The following is a 16,972-nucleotide window of genomic DNA, read 5'->3' as shown; positions in this document are numbered from 1 at the left end:
AGAGGGAGATCCGGCCGGAGCATTACGCGGGTTCCGGGAACTTGTTGACGAAGAGTCGACAGGCGGTCGCCGAAGCCCGCCGCGCGTCAGCTGTCGAAGCCCAGGCCCAGCTTGTCCATCGTCTTCAGCCACAGATTGCGCCTGCCGCCGTTCTCGTCCGCGCGGGCCAGCGACCACTTGGTCAGGGCCACGCCCGTCCACGCGAACGGTTCGGGCGGGAACGGCAGCGGCTTCGTGCGCACCATCTCCAGGGACGTACGCTCCGTGCGCTCGCCGGAGAGCAGGTCCAGCATGACGTCGGCGCCGAAGCGGGTCGCCCCGACCCCGAGCCCGGTGTAGCCCGCCGCGTACGCGACACGCCCCGCGTGGGCCGTCCCGAAGAACGCCGAGAAGCGCGAGCACGTGTCGATGGCGCCGCCCCACGCGTGCGTGAACCGGACCCCCTCCAGCTGCGGGAAGCAGGTGAAGAAGTGGCCCGCCAGCTTCGCGTACGTCTCGGGACGGTGGTCGTGCTCGGCGCGCAGCTTTCCGCCGAACGGATAGATGGCGTCGTAACCGCCCCACAGGATGCGGTTGTCGGCGGAGAGCCGGAAGTAGTGGAACTGGTTGGCGCTGTCGCCCAGACCCTGTCGGTTCTTCCAGCCGATGGCCGCCAGCTGCTCCTCGGTCAGCGGCTCCGTCATCAGCGCGTAGTCGTAGACCGGGACGGTGTAGGCACGCACGCGCTTGACCAGCGAAGGGAAGATGTTCGTGGCGAGCGCGACCTGCCGGGCGCGGATGCGGCCGTACGGGGTGCGTACGGCCATCCCGGCGCCGGACGAGACGAGTTGCAGCGCGGGCGTGTGCTCGTAGACGCGTACGCCCTTCTCCAGACAGGCGCGCTTGAGGCCCCAGGCGAGCTTCGCCGGGTTGAGCATGGCGACGCCCTCGCGGTCCCAGAGGCCGCCGAGGAAGGTCGGCGAGTCGACGTGGGCGCGCACGCCGTCCGCGTCGAGCAGCTCGGAGCCGCCCGCCAGGCCGTGCTCCGCCATCTCCTCGTACATCTCGTGCAGTTCGGTGAGCTGGTGCGGCTGGGTCGCCACGTCGATCTCGCCGGTGCGCTCGAAGTCGCAGTCGATGGCGTAGCGCTTGACGGCTGCCTCGATCTCGTCGAGGTTGCGTGCGCCGAGCTCCTCCAGCTTCGCGATCTCGCCCGGCCAGCGGGAGAGGCCGTTGGAGATGCCGTGCGTGAGGGACGCGGCGCAGAAGCCGCCGTTGCGGCCGGACGCGGCCCAGCCCGCCTCCCGGCCCTCGACCAGGACCACGTCGCGGTCCGGGTCGCGTTCCTTGGCGATCAGCGCGGTCCACAGGCCGCTGTAGCCGCCGCCGACGACGAGCAGATCGCACTGCTCGTCGGCGGTGAGGGCCGGTTCGGCACGTGGCTTGCCGGGGTCGTCCAGCCAGTACGAGACCGGCTGGGCGTCGGAAAGGGATGTGGTCCAGCGGGTCATGGCGCTTGGGGCCATGATTTCCAACTCCTTCAGAATGCGAACTCTTACTTGGCTTGCCTGTTGCGGCGCTTTCCGACGATCATGCCGCCGAGCACGAGCAGTACCGCGACGAGGAACATCGCCGTACCGATGACATTGATCTGGACGGGCGTACCGCGCTGTGCCGATCCCCAGACGAACATGGGGAAGGTCACCGTCGAGCCCGCGTTGAAATTCGTGATGATGAAGTCGTCGAAGGAGAGCGCGAAGGCGAGCAGCGCGCCCGCCGCGATGCCCGGTGCGGCGATCGGCAGCGTGACCCGGACGAAGGTCTGCACGGGGCCGGCGTAGAGGTCCTGTGCGGCCTGCTCAAGGCGCGGGTCCATGGACATCACGCGCGCCTTGACGGCGGTCACCACGAAGCTGAGGCAGAACATGATGTGGGCGATGAGAATCGTCCAGAAGCCCAGCTGGGCGCCCATGTTGAGGAAGAGCGTGAGCAGCGAGGCGGCCATGACGACCTCGGGCATCGCCATCGGCAGGAAGATCAGCGAGCTGACCGCGCCGCGCGCCCGGAAGCGGTAGCGGACGAGCGCGAAGGCGATCATCGTGCCGAGCACGGTCGCGCCGATCGTCGCCCAGGCGGCGATCTGCAGGCTCAGGCTGAGCGAGCCGCACATGTCGGCGACACCGCAGGGGTCCTTCCACGCGTCGAGCGAGAATTCCTGCCAGGCGTAATTGAAGCGCCCCTTCGGCTTGTTGAAGGAGAACACCGTCACGACGACGTTCGGCAGCAGCAGATACGCGAGCGTCAGCAGACCCGCGATGACGACGAATTTGCCGCGGAGCCAGCGGAAGAAGGCAGCCATCAGACGAGATCCTCCGTCCCGGACTTGCGGATGTAGAAAGTGACCATGACGAGGATCGCGGCCATGAGGATGAAGGACAGGGCCGCGGCGGTCGGGTAATCCAGGATGCGCAGGAATTGCGTCTGGATGACGTTTCCGACCATGCGGGTGTCGGTGGAGCCGAGCAGGTCCGCGTTGACGTAGTCGCCCGCCGCGGGGATGAAGGTGAGCAGCGTTCCGGAGACGACACCCGGCATGGAGAGCGGGAAGGTCACCTTGCGGAAGGTCGTGGACGGCTTCGCGTAGAGGTCGCCGGCGGCTTCGTGCAGCCGGCCGTCGATGCGCTCCAGGGAGGTGTAGAGCGGCAGGATCATGAACGGCAGGAAGTTGTACGTGAGTCCGCAGATCACCGCGAGCGGTGTGGCCAGGACCCGGTCGCCTTCCGTGACGCCGAGCCAGCTGGTGACGTCCAGGACGTGCAGCGAGTTCAGGGCGCCCACGAGGGGGCCGCCGTCCGCGAGGATCGTCTTCCACGCCAGCGTACGGATGAGGAAGCTGGTGAAGAACGGCGCGATGACCAGGACCAGGATGAGGTTGCGCCAGCGGCCCGCGCGGAACGCGATGAGGTACGCCAGCGGATAGCCGAGGAGCAGACACAGGATCGTGGCGGCGCCCGCGTACATCACCGAGCGCAGGAACTGCGGCCAGTAGTCGCTCAGGGCTTCCCAGTAGGTGGCGAAGTGCCAGGTGACCTTGAAGCCGTCTTCCAGGGAGCCGGTCTGGACGGACGTCGACGCCTGGTAGACCAGCGGCAGCGCGAAGAAGACGACGAGCCAGAGGATGCCGGGCAACAGCAGCCAGTAGGGGACGAGCCTCCCCCGCTTGCGGATCTTGCGTGGCGCCTCGTCCGGCTCTTTCATCGGCGGCGCGTCGGTGAGGGTGGTCGTCATGCGGAGGCGTCCTCCTCGACCTTCTCGACGCCCGCTTCGATGTCCTGGGCGGCGTCCAGGCCGAAGGTGTGCGCGGGATTCCAGTGCAGGACGACGTCGACGCCGGGGACCAGGCGGGTGTCGCGCTCGATGTTCTGGGCGTACACCTCGAACTCGTGGCAGATCGGACTGTTGACGACGTACTGCGTCGAGACGCCGATGAAGCTGCTGTCGGCGATGCGGCCCGTGATGCGGTTGCGGCCCTCCGGGATCTGCCCCGCGTCGTCGGCGTGCGTGAGGGAGATCTTCTCGGGGCGTACGCCGAGGATGACCTTGCCGCCGGTGGCGGTCGGTGCCGTACATCGCGCGGCGGGCAGCGTGAGCTTGCCGTCGCCCGCCTTGAGGGTCAGGTCGTCGCCGCTGCGTCCGGCGATCTCGGCCTCTATGAAGTTGGACGTGCCGAGGAAGTTGGCGACGAAGGTGGTGCGGGGGTTCTCGTAGAGGTCGGCGGGGGCGCCGAGTTGTTCGACCTGGCCCGCGTTCATCACCGCGACCTGGTCGGCCATCGTCATGGCCTCCTCCTGGTCGTGGGTGACGTGGATGAAGGTGATGCCCACCTCGGTCTGGATGCGCTTGAGTTCGAGCTGCATCTGGCGGCGCAGCTTGAGGTCGAGGGCGCCGAGCGGCTCGTCGAGAAGGAGCACCTTGGGGTGGTTGATCAGGGCGCGGGCGACGGCGACGCGCTGCTGCTGGCCGCCGGAGAGCTGGTGCGGCTTCTTGCGGGCCTGCTCGCCGAGCTGGACGAGGTCGAGCATGTCGCCGACCTTGCCCTTCACGGACTTGATGCCGCGGCGGCGCAGGCCGAAGGCGACGTTCTCGAAGATGTCGAGGTGCGGGAAGAGCGCGTACGACTGGAAGACCGTGTTGACGGGCCGCTTGTACGGCGGCAGCGCCGTGACGTCCTGCTCGCCCAGGTGCACGGCGCCCGTGCTGGGCTCCTCAAGTCCCGCGATCATGCGGAGCGTGGTGGTCTTGCCACAGCCGGACGCGCCGAGCAGCGCGAAGAAGGAGCCCTGCGGCACGGTGAGGTCAAGGGGGCGTACGGCCGTGAAGGAGCCATACGTCTTGCTGATCCCGGTAAGGCGGACGTCGCCGCCGTGTTCTGTAGCAGTCGTCATGGTGCGTCCAGGGGGTCGAGGGGAGAGTCGAGGGACTGCGGGGGGCTACGAGGGACTGCGGGGAGCGCGGGAGCGTCAGGCGCCGGTGAGCTTGGCGAACTTCTCCTCGTACGCCGTCTCTTCCTTCGGCGTCAGCGAGCGGAAGCCGTGCGACTTCGCGGCCATCTCCTTGTCCGGGAGGATCAGCGGGTTGTTCGCGGCGTCCTTGTCGAGCTTCGCGAGCTCGGGACGCACACCGTCCACGGGGCAGACGTAGTTGATGTACGCGGCGAGACGCGCGGCGGGCTCGGGCTCGTAGTAGTAGTCGATGAGCCGCTCGGCGTTGCTCTTGTGGCGCGCCTTGTTCGGGACGAGCAGGTTGTCCGTCGACGTGATGTAGCCCTGGTCAGGGATGTGGAAGTCGATGTCAGGGTTGTCGGCCTTCAGCTGTACGACGTCCCCGGCCCAGGCCAGACACGCGGCCAGGTCGCCCTTGTCGAGGTCCGAGGTGTAGTCGTTGCCCGTGAAGCGGCGGATCTGCTTCTTGTCGACGGCCTTCTGGAGGCGGGCGATGGCAGCGTCGAAGTCGTCGTCGGTGAACTTCGCCGGGTCCTTGCCCATGTCGATGAGCGTCATGCCGACGCTGTCGCGCATCTCGGAGAGGAAGCCGACGCGCCCCTTGAGCTTGGGGTTGTCCAGGAGCTGCGACACCGAGGTGATCTCTTCGCCGTCGGTCGCCTTCTTGTTGTACGCGATGACGGTGGAGATGCCGGTCCAGGGGTACGAGTAGGCCCGCCCGGGGTCCCAGTCCGGGTTGCGGAACTGGGCGGCCAGGTTGGTGTAGGCGTGCGGCAGGTTCGCGGGGTCCAGTTTCTGGACCCACCCGAAGCGGATGAGCCTGGCGGCGAGCCAGTCGGTGACGCAGATGAGGTCGCGGCCGGTGTCCTGGCCCGCCGCGAGCTGCGGTTTGAGCTTCCCGAAGAACTCGACGTTGTCGTTGATGTCCTCGGTGTATTTGACCTTGATCCCGGTGCGCTTCGTGAACGCGTCCAGAGTGGGGCGGCGCTCGTCGTCGTCGACGTCCATGTACTCGGTCCAGTTGGAGAAGGTGACGCGCTTCTCCTTGTCCGAGTGGTCCTCGGACGAGACATCGCCCTGGCCCTTGCTCGCGGCCGGGATCCCGCAGGCGCTGAGCGCACCGAGACCGCCGACGGCGAACGCGCCGCTCGCGGAGGCGCGCAGCAGCGAACGGCGGGTGAGGGAGGCCCTGCCGTTCCTGAGGCTGCGGTGCATGGCGGCCAGTTGGGCCGGGGAGAGGGGGTCGGGCTCGTACTGCTCCATGCGCTTGGTTGCCCTTTCGGGAGGATGGGGCCGCTGGTCGGGCGGCCTATCGGCTATCGGTCCCCGAAAATCGTGCGGTGCCAGTCCTTGCGGACGACCGCGGTGTTGTCGAACATCACGTGCTTGATCTGCGTGTACTCATCGAAGGAGTAGGCGGACATGTCCTTGCCGTAGCCGGATGCCTTGTATCCGCCGTGCGGCATCTCGCTCAGGATCGGGATGTGGTCGTTGACCCACACGCAGCCCGCCTTGATCTCGCGGGTCGCGCGGTTGGCGCGGAACACGTCGCGGCTCCAGGCGGAGGCGGCGAGTCCGTAGGGGGTGTCGTTGGCGAGCCTGATCCCTTCGTCGTCGGAGTCGAACGGCAGCACCACGAGAACCGGCCCGAAGACCTCGGACTGCACGATCTCGCTGTCCTGGGCGGCGTCCGCGATGAGGGTGGGCCGGTAGAACGCCCCGGGGTGGTCGAGCGCCTCGCCGCCGGTGACCACGCGCGCGTAGGAGCGTGCCCGGTCGACGAAACCGGCGACGCGGTCGCGGTGGACGTGCGAGATGAGCGGCCCGAGGTCGGTGCTCGGGTCGAAGGGGTCGCCGAGCCGGACACTCTCCATGAGCTCGGCGACACCCTCTACGAAGGCGTCGTACAACGGGCGCTGTACGTACGCGCGCGTGGCGGCGGTGCAGTCCTGCCCGGTGTTGATGAGCGCGCCCGCGACCGCGCCGTGCACGGCGGCATCGAGGTCGGCGTCGTCGAAGACCACGAACGGGGCCTTGCCGCCGAGCTCCAGGTGCAGCCGCTTCACGGTGGAGGTGGCGATCTCGGCGACGCGCTTGCCGACGCCGGTGGACCCGGTGAAGGAGGTCATGGCGACGTCGGGGTGGCCCACGAGCCGCTCCCCCGCGTCCCGCCCGGCCCCGCTGACGATGTTGACGACACCGTCCGGGATGCCCGCCTGGGTTGCGGCTTGCGCGAAGAGGAGCGAGGTGAAGGGGGTGAGTTCGGCGGGCTTGAGGACGATCGTGTTGCCCGCCGCGATGGCCGGCAGGACCTTCCAGGCGGCCATCTGGAGGGGATAGTTCCAGGGCGCGATGGACCCGACGACACCGATGGGCTCACGCCGTACGTACGAGGTGTGGTCGCCGGAGTACTCGCCGGCCGACTGGCCCTGGAGGTGCCGGGCGGCGCCCGCGAAGAAGGCCGCGTTGTCGACCGTCCCCGGTACGTCGAACTCCCGGCTGAGCTTGATGGGCTTGCCGCACTGCAGCGACTCGGCCTGTGCGAACTCCTCGGCGCGCTCGGCCAGTACGCCCGCGAAGCGGTGCATGGCGTCGGAGCGCTCGCCGGGGGTCGCGCCGGCCCACTCGGGGAAGGCTCGCGCGGCCGCGCCGACGGCGGCGTCGACGTCCTTCTCGCCCGCGAGTTCGTACCGGTGGATCTCGTCGCCGGTGGCCGGGTCGACGACGGCGTGGGAGCGCCCTGAGGTGCCCTTGGTCAGCCGTCCCGCGATGTACTGCGCGCCTTCCGCGAAGTGGTCCTGCGCCTGGAAGTTGTGCATGACGCTCTCCTCCGCCGTCGCCCCCGTCCCAGGGGGTCGGCGTAGCTCCAGATCGATTTGAGTGCCGATCCTGACAGAGCAGTGGTACTCCAACAAGTGATTCCGTTGTTGCCTTTTGGTTACGCGACGGAATCTGTCGACCAGGTGTCGAGTCGTCCTGGAAAACCCAGGACGGAATGTCAGTGGTGCGTGCCAGACTCGCGTGTATGACGAAGATCGACTCGGTGAACACGCTGGTCGCGTCGGTTCGGGCGGGCGGGAGTGTGAAGTATCTGCACTTCTGGGGTCACCGGCCCAGGCGGGACGGGACGCTCGGGTCGAGCTGCCTGAGCCAGTGGTGGCTGTCGCCGTTCACCGTGGACGGCGTGGCGTACGGGACGGCCGAGCACTGGATGATGGCCGCCAAGGCCCGCCTCTTCTCCGACGCGGAGGCCGAGGCCGCGGTCCTGGCCGCGCGTACGCCCGCCGAGGCGAAGAACGCGGGGCGCCTGGTACGGGGCTTCGATGAGGCGACATGGGAGCGCGAGCGGTTCGGCATCGTGGTCGAGGGCAGCGTGCACAAGTTCGCGTCCACGCCCGCGCTCTCCTCCTACCTGCTGGGCACGGGGTCGCGGGTGCTTGTCGAGGCGAGCCCGATGGACCGCATCTGGGGCATAGGCCTGGCGGCCGACGACGAGCGCGCCCAGGACCCGGAGAAGTGGCTCGGCCCGAACCTGCTGGGCTTCGCACTGATGGAGGCCCGGGAACGGCTTCGGTAGGGCCGCGGGGAGCTCAGGCGGACGGACGGCCACGAGAAATCCGCCGAGAAGCGGCGGCTCACGGCTCGAGAGCCACGGACGCCGAGGAAACGGCGGCTCACGGCTTGAAGGCCGCGGACGCCGAGTAGCTGCCGCCCTCCGAACCTGCCCCGTCCTCCTCGAACACGTCGTCCGGCACCAGGATCAACACGACCAGCAGGCCCACGCCAAGGACGATGCCCGCGGCCCCGCAGATGATCCCGGCCAGCGCCTGCCCGGCGTTCGTCGCCTCGCCGCGCCGCGCCCTGCCACGACCGATCGCGCCGAAGATGATCGCCAGGATGCCGAGCACGATCGCCAGGGGCCACAGGCAGAAGACGGCTGCCGAGACGATGCCCAGGACCAGCCCGGCCACGCCCATCCCGTTGGAGGGCGCCATCGGCATCGCGGGCCAGCCGTATCCGGGAGGGCCCTGCCCCTGGAGGCCGGGGTAGCCGGGATATCCGGGGTAGCCCTGCGGCCCCGGCCCGTGAGCCCCGCCGCCCTGCGGCCCCGGCCCGGGAAACCCGGGGTAGCCGTAGGGCACCTGCCCCGGCCCCTCGGGCCCGACCGGAGGCGGCGGCACCGGCTCGCCCTGGCCCGGCGCACCCCCCGGAGACGGAGCGGGATCAGGGGACCGAGGCCCGGCCGGCGCAGCCCACGGGTCCCGCTTCTCCAGCGGCACCCGCCCCGGCTCATCCTCGGGCGGAGCCCAGGGGTCCCGCCCCTCCGACCCGCCCGGCCCTGCCGACCCCTCGGACATCCCGCGTCACCTCTTTCGTACGTTCCGTCATGCTACGGCCACCGCCTGGGCCGCGGGCCCGCCACTTACGATGATTCCTGACCCACCCGATCAGCCGATCAATTCCGTTCCTGGGGAGGAAACCGTGACCGATCCGCGCAGCACCAGTGAGCCACGCGACCCGCATGCCTTCATCGCCGGACTGCCCAAGGCGGAACTGCATGTGCACCATGTCGGCTCGGCGTCTCCCCGCATCGTCTCGGCCCTCTCCGCCCGGCACCCCGATTCCAAGGTGCCCACGGACATCGAGGCGCTCGCCGACTTCTTCACGTTCACGGACTTCGCCCACTTCGTCCAGGTGTACCTGTCGGTCGTGGACCTGGTCCGCACCCCGGACGACGTACGCCTGCTCACGTACGAGGTCGCCCGTGACATGGCCCGGCAGAACATCCGCTACGCCGAGCTGACCGTCACCCCCTACAGCTCCGTGCGGCGCGGCATCGACGACCGCGCCTTCATGGATGCCATAGAGGACGCCCGCAAGTCGGCCGAGGCAGACCTCGGTGTCGTACTGCGCTGGTGCTTCGACATTCCCGGTGAGGCGGGGCTGGAATCCGCCGAGGAGACCGTCAGGCTCGCGACCACCGACAAGCTGCGTCCCGAGGGCCTGGTCTCGTTCGGGCTCGGCGGGCCCGAGATCGGCGTACCGCGGCCGCAGTTCAAGCCATACTTCGACCGTGCCATCGCCGCCGGCCTGCACTCCGTCCCGCACGCGGGCGAGACCACCGGGCCCGGCACCATCTGGGACGCCCTCACCGACCTGCGCGCCGAGCGCATCGGCCACGGCACCAGCGCCGCCCAGGACCCGAAGCTCCTGGCCCACCTCGCCGAGCACCGCATCCCGCTCGAGGTCTGCCCCACGTCGAACATCGCGACGCGCGCCGTCGCCACCCTCGACGAGCACCCGATCAAGCAGTTCGTCGCCGGCGGTGTCCCGGTCACCATCAACTCCGACGACCCGCCGATGTTCAGCACCGACCTCAACAACGAGTACGCGATCGCCGCACGTCTTCTCGACCTCGACGAGCGGGGCATCGCGGACCTGGCGAAGAACGCCGTCGAGGCGTCGTTCCTCGATCCGGCGGGCAAGGCGAAGCTCGTCGCGGAGATCGACACGTACACGCGGACCTGGCTCGCCCCCTGACGCGGCACCACAATGGGCCCATGCGCACCGTGACAGCCGTGGCCCACCGAGGCGATCCCTACCGCTTCCGCGAGAACACCCTCCCGTCCCTGCGTTCCGCGCTCGACCGGGGCGCGGACGCGGTGGAGATCGACGTCCGTCTCAGCCGAGACGGCGTACCCGTCCTGCTGCACGACGCGACACTCAAACGCCTGTGGGACCTTGACCGGCCCTTGTCCGTGCTCTCCGCGGACGAGGTGCGCGGCCTCACGGAGGACGGCGTACCCACTCTTGAGGAGGCCGTGGCGGCGACCGAGGGCCGTCGGCTCATGGTGGATCTGCCGGGCGCCACACCCGAGTCGGTGCGCGCGGTCGTCGGGGCCGTCGCCGACTGCGGGGCGTCGGAGCGCGTGTACTACTGCGCGGGCGCCCGGACGATGCTCGCGGTGCGCGCGGCGGACCCCGCCGCCGAGATCGCCCTGACCTGGACGAGCCTGGCCCCGCCGCGCCACGCCGTGCTCGAAGCGATCAAGCCGCGCTGGCTCAACTACCGCTTCTCGCTGCTCCGGCGCGAGCTGGTCACGCAGGTGCAGCGGCAGGGGCTGCTCGTCTCCGCCTGGACGCCGGACACGAGGCGTTCCATGCGCCGGCTCATCGACATCGGCGTCGACGCGATCACGACCAATCGCGTGGACACGCTGCACGCCCTGCGCGCTCGGGGCATGCGGCCCGACGGCGCGCTCTCGTAGCCGAACGGTTTCCTCAACTAGCTTGTGGTCCATGGGGAACAGCGACGACGACAAGCGCGAGGAGCCGCTCTTCGTGTACGAACGCGACGAACGGGGCTATCGCGGCCATCGCCTCAATCCACGGCACCCCGTGGGACTCATGCTGACCATCGCGCTCCTGGTCGGCGTCGTCCTCGTCATCCTGCTCATGGCGAAGTGACGGCGGCGGCGACGGCCGCGGCCCGTGGGGCACCCGCGGCATACGCGAGCGGTGGCGCGATGGCCTGCGCGTCCGCCCCTTCCCCCACCCACAGCCCGATGAGCAGCGCCGCCGTCGCCTCCAGCAGTCCGGCCCGCTCCAGGCCGCCCGCGGCGAACGGCGCGCACCCGGCGTCCTTCACCAGGTCCCGTACGACATCCAGGGCGCCCTCGTCGTCCCCGCAGAGCGGGACCGCCAGCGTCCTGCCGTCGAAGACCGGCGGGTCCATCCGCCACACGTCCTCGTGGCAGAGGTTGAACGCCTTGACCACACGCGCTCCGGGCGCGGCGTCGGCGAGCCGTCGTGCGGCCGACGGGCCGCCCTCGGTGAGCAGGACGAATCCTGGGCCGACCGGGTTGGAGCAGTCGATCAACACCCGCTCGCGGAGCGCCGCTTCGAGTTCGCCCGCGATGGACGCCCCCGCCGCGTACGGCACGGCGAGCAGCACCGCGTCCCCGAACTCGGCCGCCGCACGCGGTGTTCCGTGCCCCGCCGCGCCCATGCGCGCGGCGAGTGCCGCGGCGCGGCCCTCGTCCCGCCCGCCGATCAGCACTTCGTGCCCCGCGCGCACCCACTGTGTGCCGAGCGCGTCCGCCATGGCGCCCGTGCCGATGATGCCTATGCGCATGCCTGTCTCCCTCTCGTCCCGTGCCTCGTCCCGTGCCCCGGTTCATCGGGGTACGGCACGACAGTAGGAAAGGGCTCGGGCACCATTCGGTACGTGAGAGACGACGACCTGCTCGCCGACTGCCGCGCCCGGCTCGCCTTCGACCTGCTCGCCAACACCTGGAACGCGGTGACGCTCTGGGCCCTGCGGCACGGCCCGCGCCGCCCGCGTGAACTGCGCGGCCTGATCAGCGGCATCAGCCCCAAGATCCTCACCGAGACGCTGCGGCGCCTGGAGTACAACGGCCTGGTCTCGCGCCAGTCGTACGCCGAGTCCCCGCCCCGCGTCGAGTACGAACTCACGTCCCTGGGGCGTACTCTGCTCGACCCGATCGAGGCCTTCGGGGCTTGGGCCTTCGATCACGGCGACGAGGTGATGGCGGCGCAGGAGCGCGCCGACCTTCCCGCCGCCGACGCCATCCCGCCGCCGACGCCCCCTAGGGGATGACCCGCCAACACCCCTGATTTGTACGGGCGTTGTCCCCTCGGGATTCACCGGGCCCTCGCCCTCCCCAGTGAGGATCCGTCCTGCCCGCGGGCTCACCAGGATGGACGGCACACCTTCCGGCACCGCAGCCTCCTGGAGTCACACCATGCACTTCCGCGCCCGTACCGCTCTCGCCGCCGCCCTCGTCATCGGCCTCACCGGCGCCGCCACCGCCCCCGCCCTGGCCCAGGCGCACACCCCGCCCGCTGCGGTCTCCCCTCAGGGGCCCGCGCCGGACGGCAAGGCCCTGCGTGCCGCGATCAAGGGCCTCCCGAACGCCGACGCGACCGCCGCCCTGGTCCGGGTCGGCGGCACGGACGGGGCGTGGCGCGGAAGTTCCGGCGTACACGATCTCGTCACGGGGAGGAAGGCCGACCCGCACGGGCGTTTCCGCGCCGGATCGACGACCAAGATCGTGACCGCGGCGGTGGCGCTGCAACTGGCGGCCGAGGGTGAACTCGACCTCGACAAGCCGGTGCAGCACTACCTGCCGGACCTTTTCCCGGAGGAGCAGGACCCGAAGAAGAGGTTCCTGCCCATCCCGGTGCGCAGCCTCCTCGACTACACCAGCGGCCTGCAATCAGGCGATGGCTTCGACGACGAATACGCCCACCGCTTTGACACGCTGGACTACCGGAAGGTCGTCGCGTCGGCCATCTCCAAGGGGCCTCAGCACAACCCCGGCGACGAGCAGCACTACCGCAACATCGGCTACACCGTGCTCGGCATGCTCATCGAGCGGGTCACCGGGGACTCGTACGCCCAGCAGGCCGCGCAGCGGATCTTCAAGCCGCTCCACATGCGCGACACGTACTTCCCCGGGACCGACCTCCGCATCCGCGGTCCGCACAACCGCGGCTATCAGAGCGTGAAGCAGCCGGACGGCTCCACCCGACTCGTCGACATCACCGAGTGGAATCAGTACGACCGTTTCGCGGCGGGCGACATGATCTCCTCCACCGCCGACCTGGAGGTCTTCACGCAGGCCCTGTTCGACGGCAAGGTCGTTCCCAAGCCGCAGTTGAAGGAGATGCTCACCCTGCCGAAGCTGGCGCCCGGCGTCCCCGAAGCCCAGTTCGGCGCGGGGCTCCAGCGGATGGAGCTGGACGACGACACGGTGGTCTGGCTCAAGACCGGTTCCCGCTACGGCTACACGAACATGATCGCCTCCACCGAGAACGGCACACGGACCCTCGCCTACTCGGTGAACGCGACCGACGCCAAGGGCAAGGACATGAACCCGATCGCCGAGCGGATCGCCCTGACCGCCATGAAGCGGGGCTGAGACGGGGCCGTGCCTACGCGACGCCCGTCATGCTCGCGAACACCGTCACGTTGTTGGGGTAGTAGTTGCGGTCCGCGTCGAACTCGCCGCCGCAGGTGATCAGGCGCAGCCCCGCGTGGTCGATGTTCTTGTACACCTCAAGGGTCGGGAACTCCTTCTTCGGGAACTCCTCGACACGGTCCACCGTGAAGGTGGCCGTCTTCCCGTCCGCGCGCGTCACCTCGACGGTGTCCCCGGCCTTCATCGTCTTCAGCTTCTTGAAGACGGCGTCCGCTCCGTCCCAGGTCACGTGACCCGCTATCACCGCCGGGCCCTTGGAGCCGGGGGTGGGGCCCGGTTCGTACCAGCCCGCAAGGCCGGGGTCCTTCGGTGTCGTCATCGTCCCGTCACCGCCCTGCCCGAGCGTCTCCAGGGCGCTGGACACTCCCAGGGAGGGGATGGCGACGCGTTGCGGGGCCGACCGGCCCAGGGGCTCGGGGGCGTCCTCGCCCGGCCCTGCCGACGGCGTGGAGCCGTCACCCGCCGTCCCGTCCCCCACCGCACCATCCTCCCCCGCGCTCTGGCGGGGCGGGGCGGGCGCGGCGGCGGTGCCTTCCGGAACCCCGCACGCGGTGAGCACCAGAGCCGCCGCGACGGCGGCGATCGCGGCTGCGGAGGCACGCCGGAGCCCGGTCCACGCCCGCCAGGCCGAGCGGCTCACGCGGCGTCCCCGGTCTTCGCGACAGCGACCGCGGCCGGGGCCGGGGTCATCATGCGCCGCCGGGCGAGAACCAGCGTGCCCACGGCGGCCACCGCCGCGGCCCCGGCGGCGCCGGTCACGACGCCGGTGGACGTACGGTCCTGCGTGCCTCCGCCGGTCTCGACCCCGCCGACGGGAACGGACCCGACGGCCGCCCCCTTGACCACACCGCAGTTGGTGGGAGCGGTGGCCTCCTGGGGGAGCTTGGGGTCGAGTTCGCTCTTGCCGGCGCCCTCGAAGTCGTACTTGCCGTTGTCATTGCGGTCGACGCCGTGCTGCACGATGTGCAGGTCCTTGATCTTGTCGACCACGTCCTGCCCCACGGTGATGGTCCGCTTGTAGGAGACCTTGCCCTGCGCGTCGGCCACCGGCATCCGGTCCACGGCGAGGCCGCTGCCCGCGTCGGTGTCCCCCGACTCGGTCAGGGAGATGTTGATGTCGCCGTAGTGGACGGTGGCCTCGGTGTTGTTCAGGATGCCGTCGCCGTTGGTGTCGTCGCCGTCGTCAGGGCACTGGAAGTCGTGCCCGTCGGTGGACCCGTGCAGATGCTGCGCCGACGGCTGTCCCGGCACCAGGCCCTCGGACTTGATCCACACGGTGAGGGCGTTGCCGCGCAGGCTCAGGAGGGCTGTCCCCGTGGAGCCGGAGTCGTTCAGCGGGGCCAGGTCGATCTGGTAGGCCGGAGGGTCCGCCGCGAACACCGGAGACGAGACGACCACGGTGAGGAGGGCGGCGGGCAGAGCGGCGAGCCCCACGAGAAGGCCGGTTCGCTTGATCATCAAGTTCGTCCTTTTCCGCGGCACCCGGACGGGAGGGCCGCAAGTCGTACGGATCTCCGGGCGATGCCCGAGCGATCCACCGACCGCCACCGGACATCAACTCCCGTTCACTGCACAGCAGTTGCCAATGACACGCACGCGGAGACAGCGAGCTTCCTCGATACCGGCCATGCAGTTACCTATGAAACGCAACGGGAGTGGCGGGTGTTCAATGTGAGGACGCCGACACGGCTGACATGACGAGAGGCGGGGATGGTGTCCGGGTGGGACTGGGACGGCGACGAGAGCCTCCTGCGCTTCGACGACCCCGCCGAGTGGGACGCCGCACACGAACGCGGCGAGGGCTCCTTGGGCTCCGCCGTGATCGGGCTGGCCTTCAACTGCTCCCTGGCCGACGCCTCGCCCCGCATCATCAAGGCCATGCGGCTGCCGGACCACGGTCAGCGGGGATTCGCCTACACCGCGGCCGGTGTCGCGGCCCGGGTCAACGGCGGGCTCACCCCGGAGTTGTTCGCCGCGCTCCGCGCGGAGGGTCATCGTGGCTTCGCCGAGAGCGCCGTCGACGACACCCTCGACTACGTGCCGTTCCGCGAGCTGCCGCTGTGGTTCAAGTGGCGGACCGTCGCGTCCAAGGTGCAGGACAAGCTGACGGTCTGGCGGATGCGGTCCGAGGACGCGGCCGGTGCCGTCCGGAAGGCCCTGCGCCGACGCCGGCCCTGAGCAAGGCGCAAACGCCCCGCTACAACCCCGCGATCGCGTTCCACCGCTTCGCGAATTCCGTACGCTCCTGCGACGTGATGTCACGGGCGATCGCGAGGCGCCCCCGCATCGCGTCGTCCGGGAAGATCAGCGGGTCCTCGGCCAGCGAGGCCAGCTCCTTGTCCTTGGACGAGGCGAGGATGTCGCGGGCCGCGGGGACCGGGCAGACGTAGTTGACCCAGGCGGCCAGCTCCGCGGCCACCTCCGGGTCGTAGTAGTAGTCGATGAGCCGTTCCGCGTTCCGCTTGTGGCGGGCCAGGTTCGGGATCATCAGGGACTCCGCCCAGAGTTCCGCGCCCTCCTCGGGGACGAGGAACTCGATGTCCGGGTCGTCCGCCTGGAGCTGGATGACGTCACCGCTATAGGCCTGGCAGGCCAGGACGTCGCCGCTGGAGAGGTCCTTGATGTAGTCGTTGCCGGTGAAGCGGCGGACGTGCTTCGAGGCCACCAGCTTCTCCACCCGGTCGCACACGCGGTGGAAGTCGTCGGCCTTCCACTTGGTGATGTCGACCCCGTCGCCCTGCATGAGCAGCGCGAACGCCTCGTCGAGACCGGAGAGCAGCGTGACCTTGCCCTTGAGGTCGTCGGCCCACAGGTCGGACACGTGCTTGATCTCCCGGCCCAGTGCGCGCTTGTTGTACGCGATGCCGGTGATGCCCGACTGCCAGGGCACGGTGTGCTTGCGCCCGGGGTCGAAGTGCGGTGAACGCAGCAGCGGGTCCAGGTACTTGGTGACGTTCGGCTGCCGCGCGCGGTCCATCTCCTGGACCCAGCCGAGCCGCACGAAGCGCGCGCACATCCAGTCGCTGATGACGATGAGGTCGCGGCCGGTCTCCTGGTGGTTCATCAGGGACGGGCTGATCTTGCCGAAGAACTCGTCGTTGTCGTTGATCTCCTCCGTGTAGCGGACGTCGATGCCGGTCCGCTTCTCGAAGGCGTCCAGCGACGGCCGCTTCGTCGAGTCATCGTCGTCGGTGTCGATGTAGAGCGGCCAGTTGGCGAAGGTCAGCGTCTTGTCCCGCCGGGAGCGATCCCCCGCGGCACGCTCGCCGGGCCCTATGTACGCGGCGGGAACGCCGCAGCCCGCGAGCGTGCTGACGGCCGCCCCGCCGCCGAGGGCACGCAGCAGGGACCGGCGGGAGACTGAGGAGGCACTGGGGTTCGCTCGCACCCCGGCAGCATGCGCCCGCGTGTCACGTACGGGCAATGGACGCTGCGTCGAGCCGAGCGGCCGGGAAGCGACACCCTGTCCATCGCGTGATCGGCGGC

General features: G+C 69.7%; 18 protein-coding genes. 7 read left to right on the top strand and 11 right to left on the bottom strand.

Translation table 11 applies throughout. The annotated features are described in order from the left end of the window. Positions 1 to 86: 86 nt before the first annotated feature. The 6 genes from ACWGIH_RS28045 to ACWGIH_RS28020 form a co-directional block, all read right to left on the bottom strand. Positions 87 to 1,505, bottom strand: a complete 1,419-nt coding sequence (locus ACWGIH_RS28045) for an NAD(P)/FAD-dependent oxidoreductase (protein WP_453443508.1) — start codon at positions 1,503 to 1,505, stop codon at positions 87 to 89. A 29-nt stretch (positions 1,506 to 1,534) separates the two neighbouring features. After that, on the bottom strand, positions 1,535 to 2,338 hold the full coding sequence (locus ACWGIH_RS28040) for an ABC transporter permease (RefSeq protein ID WP_453443510.1): 804 nt from the start codon (positions 2,336 to 2,338) through the stop codon (positions 1,535 to 1,537). Beyond that, positions 2,338 to 3,267 carry an ABC transporter permease gene (locus tag ACWGIH_RS28035; protein ID WP_453443512.1) on the bottom strand — a complete coding sequence of 310 codons (930 nt, stop codon included), beginning with the start codon at positions 3,265 to 3,267 and terminating at the stop codon, positions 2,338 to 2,340. The genes ACWGIH_RS28040 and ACWGIH_RS28035 overlap by 1 nt, the downstream gene beginning before the upstream one ends. Further along, complete coding sequence (locus ACWGIH_RS28030; RefSeq protein WP_453443513.1) at positions 3,264 to 4,424, bottom strand: ABC transporter ATP-binding protein; 1,161 nt, start codon at positions 4,422 to 4,424, stop codon at positions 3,264 to 3,266. Before ACWGIH_RS28030 ends, ACWGIH_RS28035 begins: the two co-directional genes overlap by 4 nt. Positions 4,425 to 4,499: 75 nt before the next feature. Next, the gene (locus tag ACWGIH_RS28025) at positions 4,500 to 5,744 is read right to left on the bottom strand and encodes an ABC transporter substrate-binding protein (protein WP_453443515.1); all 1,245 of its coding nucleotides are present in this window, start codon (positions 5,742 to 5,744) and stop codon (positions 4,500 to 4,502) included. A 53-nt stretch (positions 5,745 to 5,797) separates the two neighbouring features. Then, a complete protein-coding gene (locus ACWGIH_RS28020; protein ID WP_453443517.1) occupies positions 5,798 to 7,300 on the bottom strand; it encodes a gamma-aminobutyraldehyde dehydrogenase in 1,503 nt (500 codons plus the stop codon). Between the two features lie 176 nt (positions 7,301 to 7,476). Between ACWGIH_RS28020 and ACWGIH_RS28015 the strand changes: the two genes are divergently transcribed. Beyond that, entirely contained in the window at positions 7,477 to 8,058 is a 582-nt protein-coding gene (locus tag ACWGIH_RS28015) for an NADAR family protein (protein ID WP_453443519.1), read from the top strand. A 97-nt stretch (positions 8,059 to 8,155) separates the two neighbouring features. Here ACWGIH_RS28015 and ACWGIH_RS28010 read toward each other — a convergent pair whose 3' ends face one another. Beyond that, positions 8,156 to 8,662 carry a DUF4190 domain-containing protein gene (locus ACWGIH_RS28010; RefSeq protein ID WP_453443521.1) on the bottom strand — a complete coding sequence of 169 codons (507 nt, stop codon included), beginning with the start codon at positions 8,660 to 8,662 and terminating at the stop codon, positions 8,156 to 8,158. Positions 8,663 to 8,909: 247 nt separating this feature from the next. On the opposite strand from ACWGIH_RS28010, the gene ACWGIH_RS28005 reads away from it, so the two are divergent. The 3 genes from ACWGIH_RS28005 to ACWGIH_RS27995 are packed head-to-tail and all read left to right on the top strand — an operon-like array spanning position 8,910 to position 10,949. Further along, positions 8,910 to 10,022, top strand: a complete 1,113-nt coding sequence (locus tag ACWGIH_RS28005) for an adenosine deaminase (RefSeq protein WP_453443522.1) — start codon at positions 8,910 to 8,912, stop codon at positions 10,020 to 10,022. Positions 10,023 to 10,042: 20 nt separating this feature from the next. After that, on the top strand, positions 10,043 to 10,750 hold the full coding sequence (locus tag ACWGIH_RS28000) for a glycerophosphodiester phosphodiesterase (RefSeq protein ID WP_453443524.1): 708 nt from the start codon (positions 10,043 to 10,045) through the stop codon (positions 10,748 to 10,750). A 31-nt stretch (positions 10,751 to 10,781) separates the two neighbouring features. After that, the gene (locus tag ACWGIH_RS27995; RefSeq protein ID WP_453443526.1) at positions 10,782 to 10,949 is read left to right on the top strand and encodes a hypothetical protein; all 168 of its coding nucleotides are present in this window, start codon (positions 10,782 to 10,784) and stop codon (positions 10,947 to 10,949) included. Here the strand turns inward: ACWGIH_RS27995 and ACWGIH_RS27990 are convergent. Continuing rightward, entirely contained in the window at positions 10,936 to 11,616 is a 681-nt protein-coding gene (locus tag ACWGIH_RS27990; protein WP_453443528.1) for an NADPH-dependent F420 reductase, read from the bottom strand. The genes ACWGIH_RS27995 and ACWGIH_RS27990 overlap by 14 nt on opposite strands. Positions 11,617 to 11,709: 93 nt before the next feature. On the opposite strand from ACWGIH_RS27990, the gene ACWGIH_RS27985 reads away from it, so the two are divergent. Continuing rightward, positions 11,710 to 12,102: a winged helix-turn-helix transcriptional regulator gene (locus tag ACWGIH_RS27985; RefSeq protein ID WP_453443529.1), complete on the top strand. Its 393-nt coding sequence runs from the start codon at positions 11,710 to 11,712 to the stop codon at positions 12,100 to 12,102. 145 nt (positions 12,103 to 12,247) lie between these two features. Next, positions 12,248 to 13,426 carry a serine hydrolase domain-containing protein gene (locus tag ACWGIH_RS27980; protein WP_453443531.1) on the top strand — a complete coding sequence of 393 codons (1,179 nt, stop codon included), beginning with the start codon at positions 12,248 to 12,250 and terminating at the stop codon, positions 13,424 to 13,426. Between the two features lie 13 nt (positions 13,427 to 13,439). Here ACWGIH_RS27980 and ACWGIH_RS27975 read toward each other — a convergent pair whose 3' ends face one another. Continuing rightward, entirely contained in the window at positions 13,440 to 14,126 is a 687-nt protein-coding gene (locus tag ACWGIH_RS27975; protein WP_453443532.1) for a class F sortase, read from the bottom strand. Beyond that, positions 14,123 to 14,947 carry a hypothetical protein gene (locus ACWGIH_RS27970; protein WP_453443534.1) on the bottom strand — a complete coding sequence of 275 codons (825 nt, stop codon included), beginning with the start codon at positions 14,945 to 14,947 and terminating at the stop codon, positions 14,123 to 14,125. Before ACWGIH_RS27970 ends, ACWGIH_RS27975 begins: the two co-directional genes overlap by 4 nt. A gap of 249 nt (positions 14,948 to 15,196) precedes the next feature. On the opposite strand from ACWGIH_RS27970, the gene ACWGIH_RS27965 reads away from it, so the two are divergent. Then, a complete protein-coding gene (locus ACWGIH_RS27965; RefSeq protein WP_453443536.1) occupies positions 15,197 to 15,664 on the top strand; it encodes a hypothetical protein in 468 nt (155 codons plus the stop codon). Positions 15,665 to 15,683: 19 nt separating this feature from the next. On the opposite strand, the gene ACWGIH_RS27960 is transcribed toward ACWGIH_RS27965, so the two are convergent. Beyond that, on the bottom strand, positions 15,684 to 16,874 hold the full coding sequence (locus ACWGIH_RS27960) for an ABC transporter substrate-binding protein (RefSeq protein WP_453443538.1): 1,191 nt from the start codon (positions 16,872 to 16,874) through the stop codon (positions 15,684 to 15,686). Between the last annotated feature and the right edge of the window lie 98 nt (positions 16,875 to 16,972).

This window comes from Streptomyces sp. NPDC054872 (assembly GCF_053610705.1).
This window is presented reverse-complemented; position numbering and strand designations above follow the sequence as displayed.

Bases quoted from the DNA above. Each gene is read 5' to 3' on its own strand.
- ACWGIH_RS28045 (WP_453443508.1), bottom strand. From the start codon at position 1,505: ATGGCCCCAAGCGCCATGACCCGCTGGACCACATCCCTTTCCGACGCC.
- ACWGIH_RS28040 (WP_453443510.1), bottom strand. From the start codon at position 2,338: ATGGCTGCCTTCTTCCGCTGGCTCCGCGGCAAATTCGTCGTCATCGCG.
- ACWGIH_RS28035 (WP_453443512.1), bottom strand. From the start codon at position 3,267: ATGACGACCACCCTCACCGACGCGCCGCCGATGAAAGAGCCGGACGAG.
- ACWGIH_RS28030 (WP_453443513.1), bottom strand. From the start codon at position 4,424: ATGACGACTGCTACAGAACACGGCGGCGACGTCCGCCTTACCGGGATC.
- ACWGIH_RS28025 (WP_453443515.1), bottom strand. From the start codon at position 5,744: ATGGAGCAGTACGAGCCCGACCCCCTCTCCCCGGCCCAACTGGCCGCC.
- ACWGIH_RS28020 (WP_453443517.1), bottom strand. From the start codon at position 7,300: ATGCACAACTTCCAGGCGCAGGACCACTTCGCGGAAGGCGCGCAGTAC.
- ACWGIH_RS28015 (WP_453443519.1), top strand. From the start codon at position 7,477: ATGTCAGTGGTGCGTGCCAGACTCGCGTGTATGACGAAGATCGACTCG.
- ACWGIH_RS28005 (WP_453443522.1), top strand. From the start codon at position 8,910: ATGATTCCTGACCCACCCGATCAGCCGATCAATTCCGTTCCTGGGGAG.
- ACWGIH_RS28000 (WP_453443524.1), top strand. From the start codon at position 10,043: ATGCGCACCGTGACAGCCGTGGCCCACCGAGGCGATCCCTACCGCTTC.
- ACWGIH_RS27995 (WP_453443526.1), top strand. From the start codon at position 10,782: ATGGGGAACAGCGACGACGACAAGCGCGAGGAGCCGCTCTTCGTGTAC.
- ACWGIH_RS27990 (WP_453443528.1), bottom strand. From the start codon at position 11,616: ATGCGCATAGGCATCATCGGCACGGGCGCCATGGCGGACGCGCTCGGC.
- ACWGIH_RS27980 (WP_453443531.1), top strand. From the start codon at position 12,248: ATGCACTTCCGCGCCCGTACCGCTCTCGCCGCCGCCCTCGTCATCGGC.
- ACWGIH_RS27965 (WP_453443536.1), top strand. From the start codon at position 15,197: ATGGTGTCCGGGTGGGACTGGGACGGCGACGAGAGCCTCCTGCGCTTC.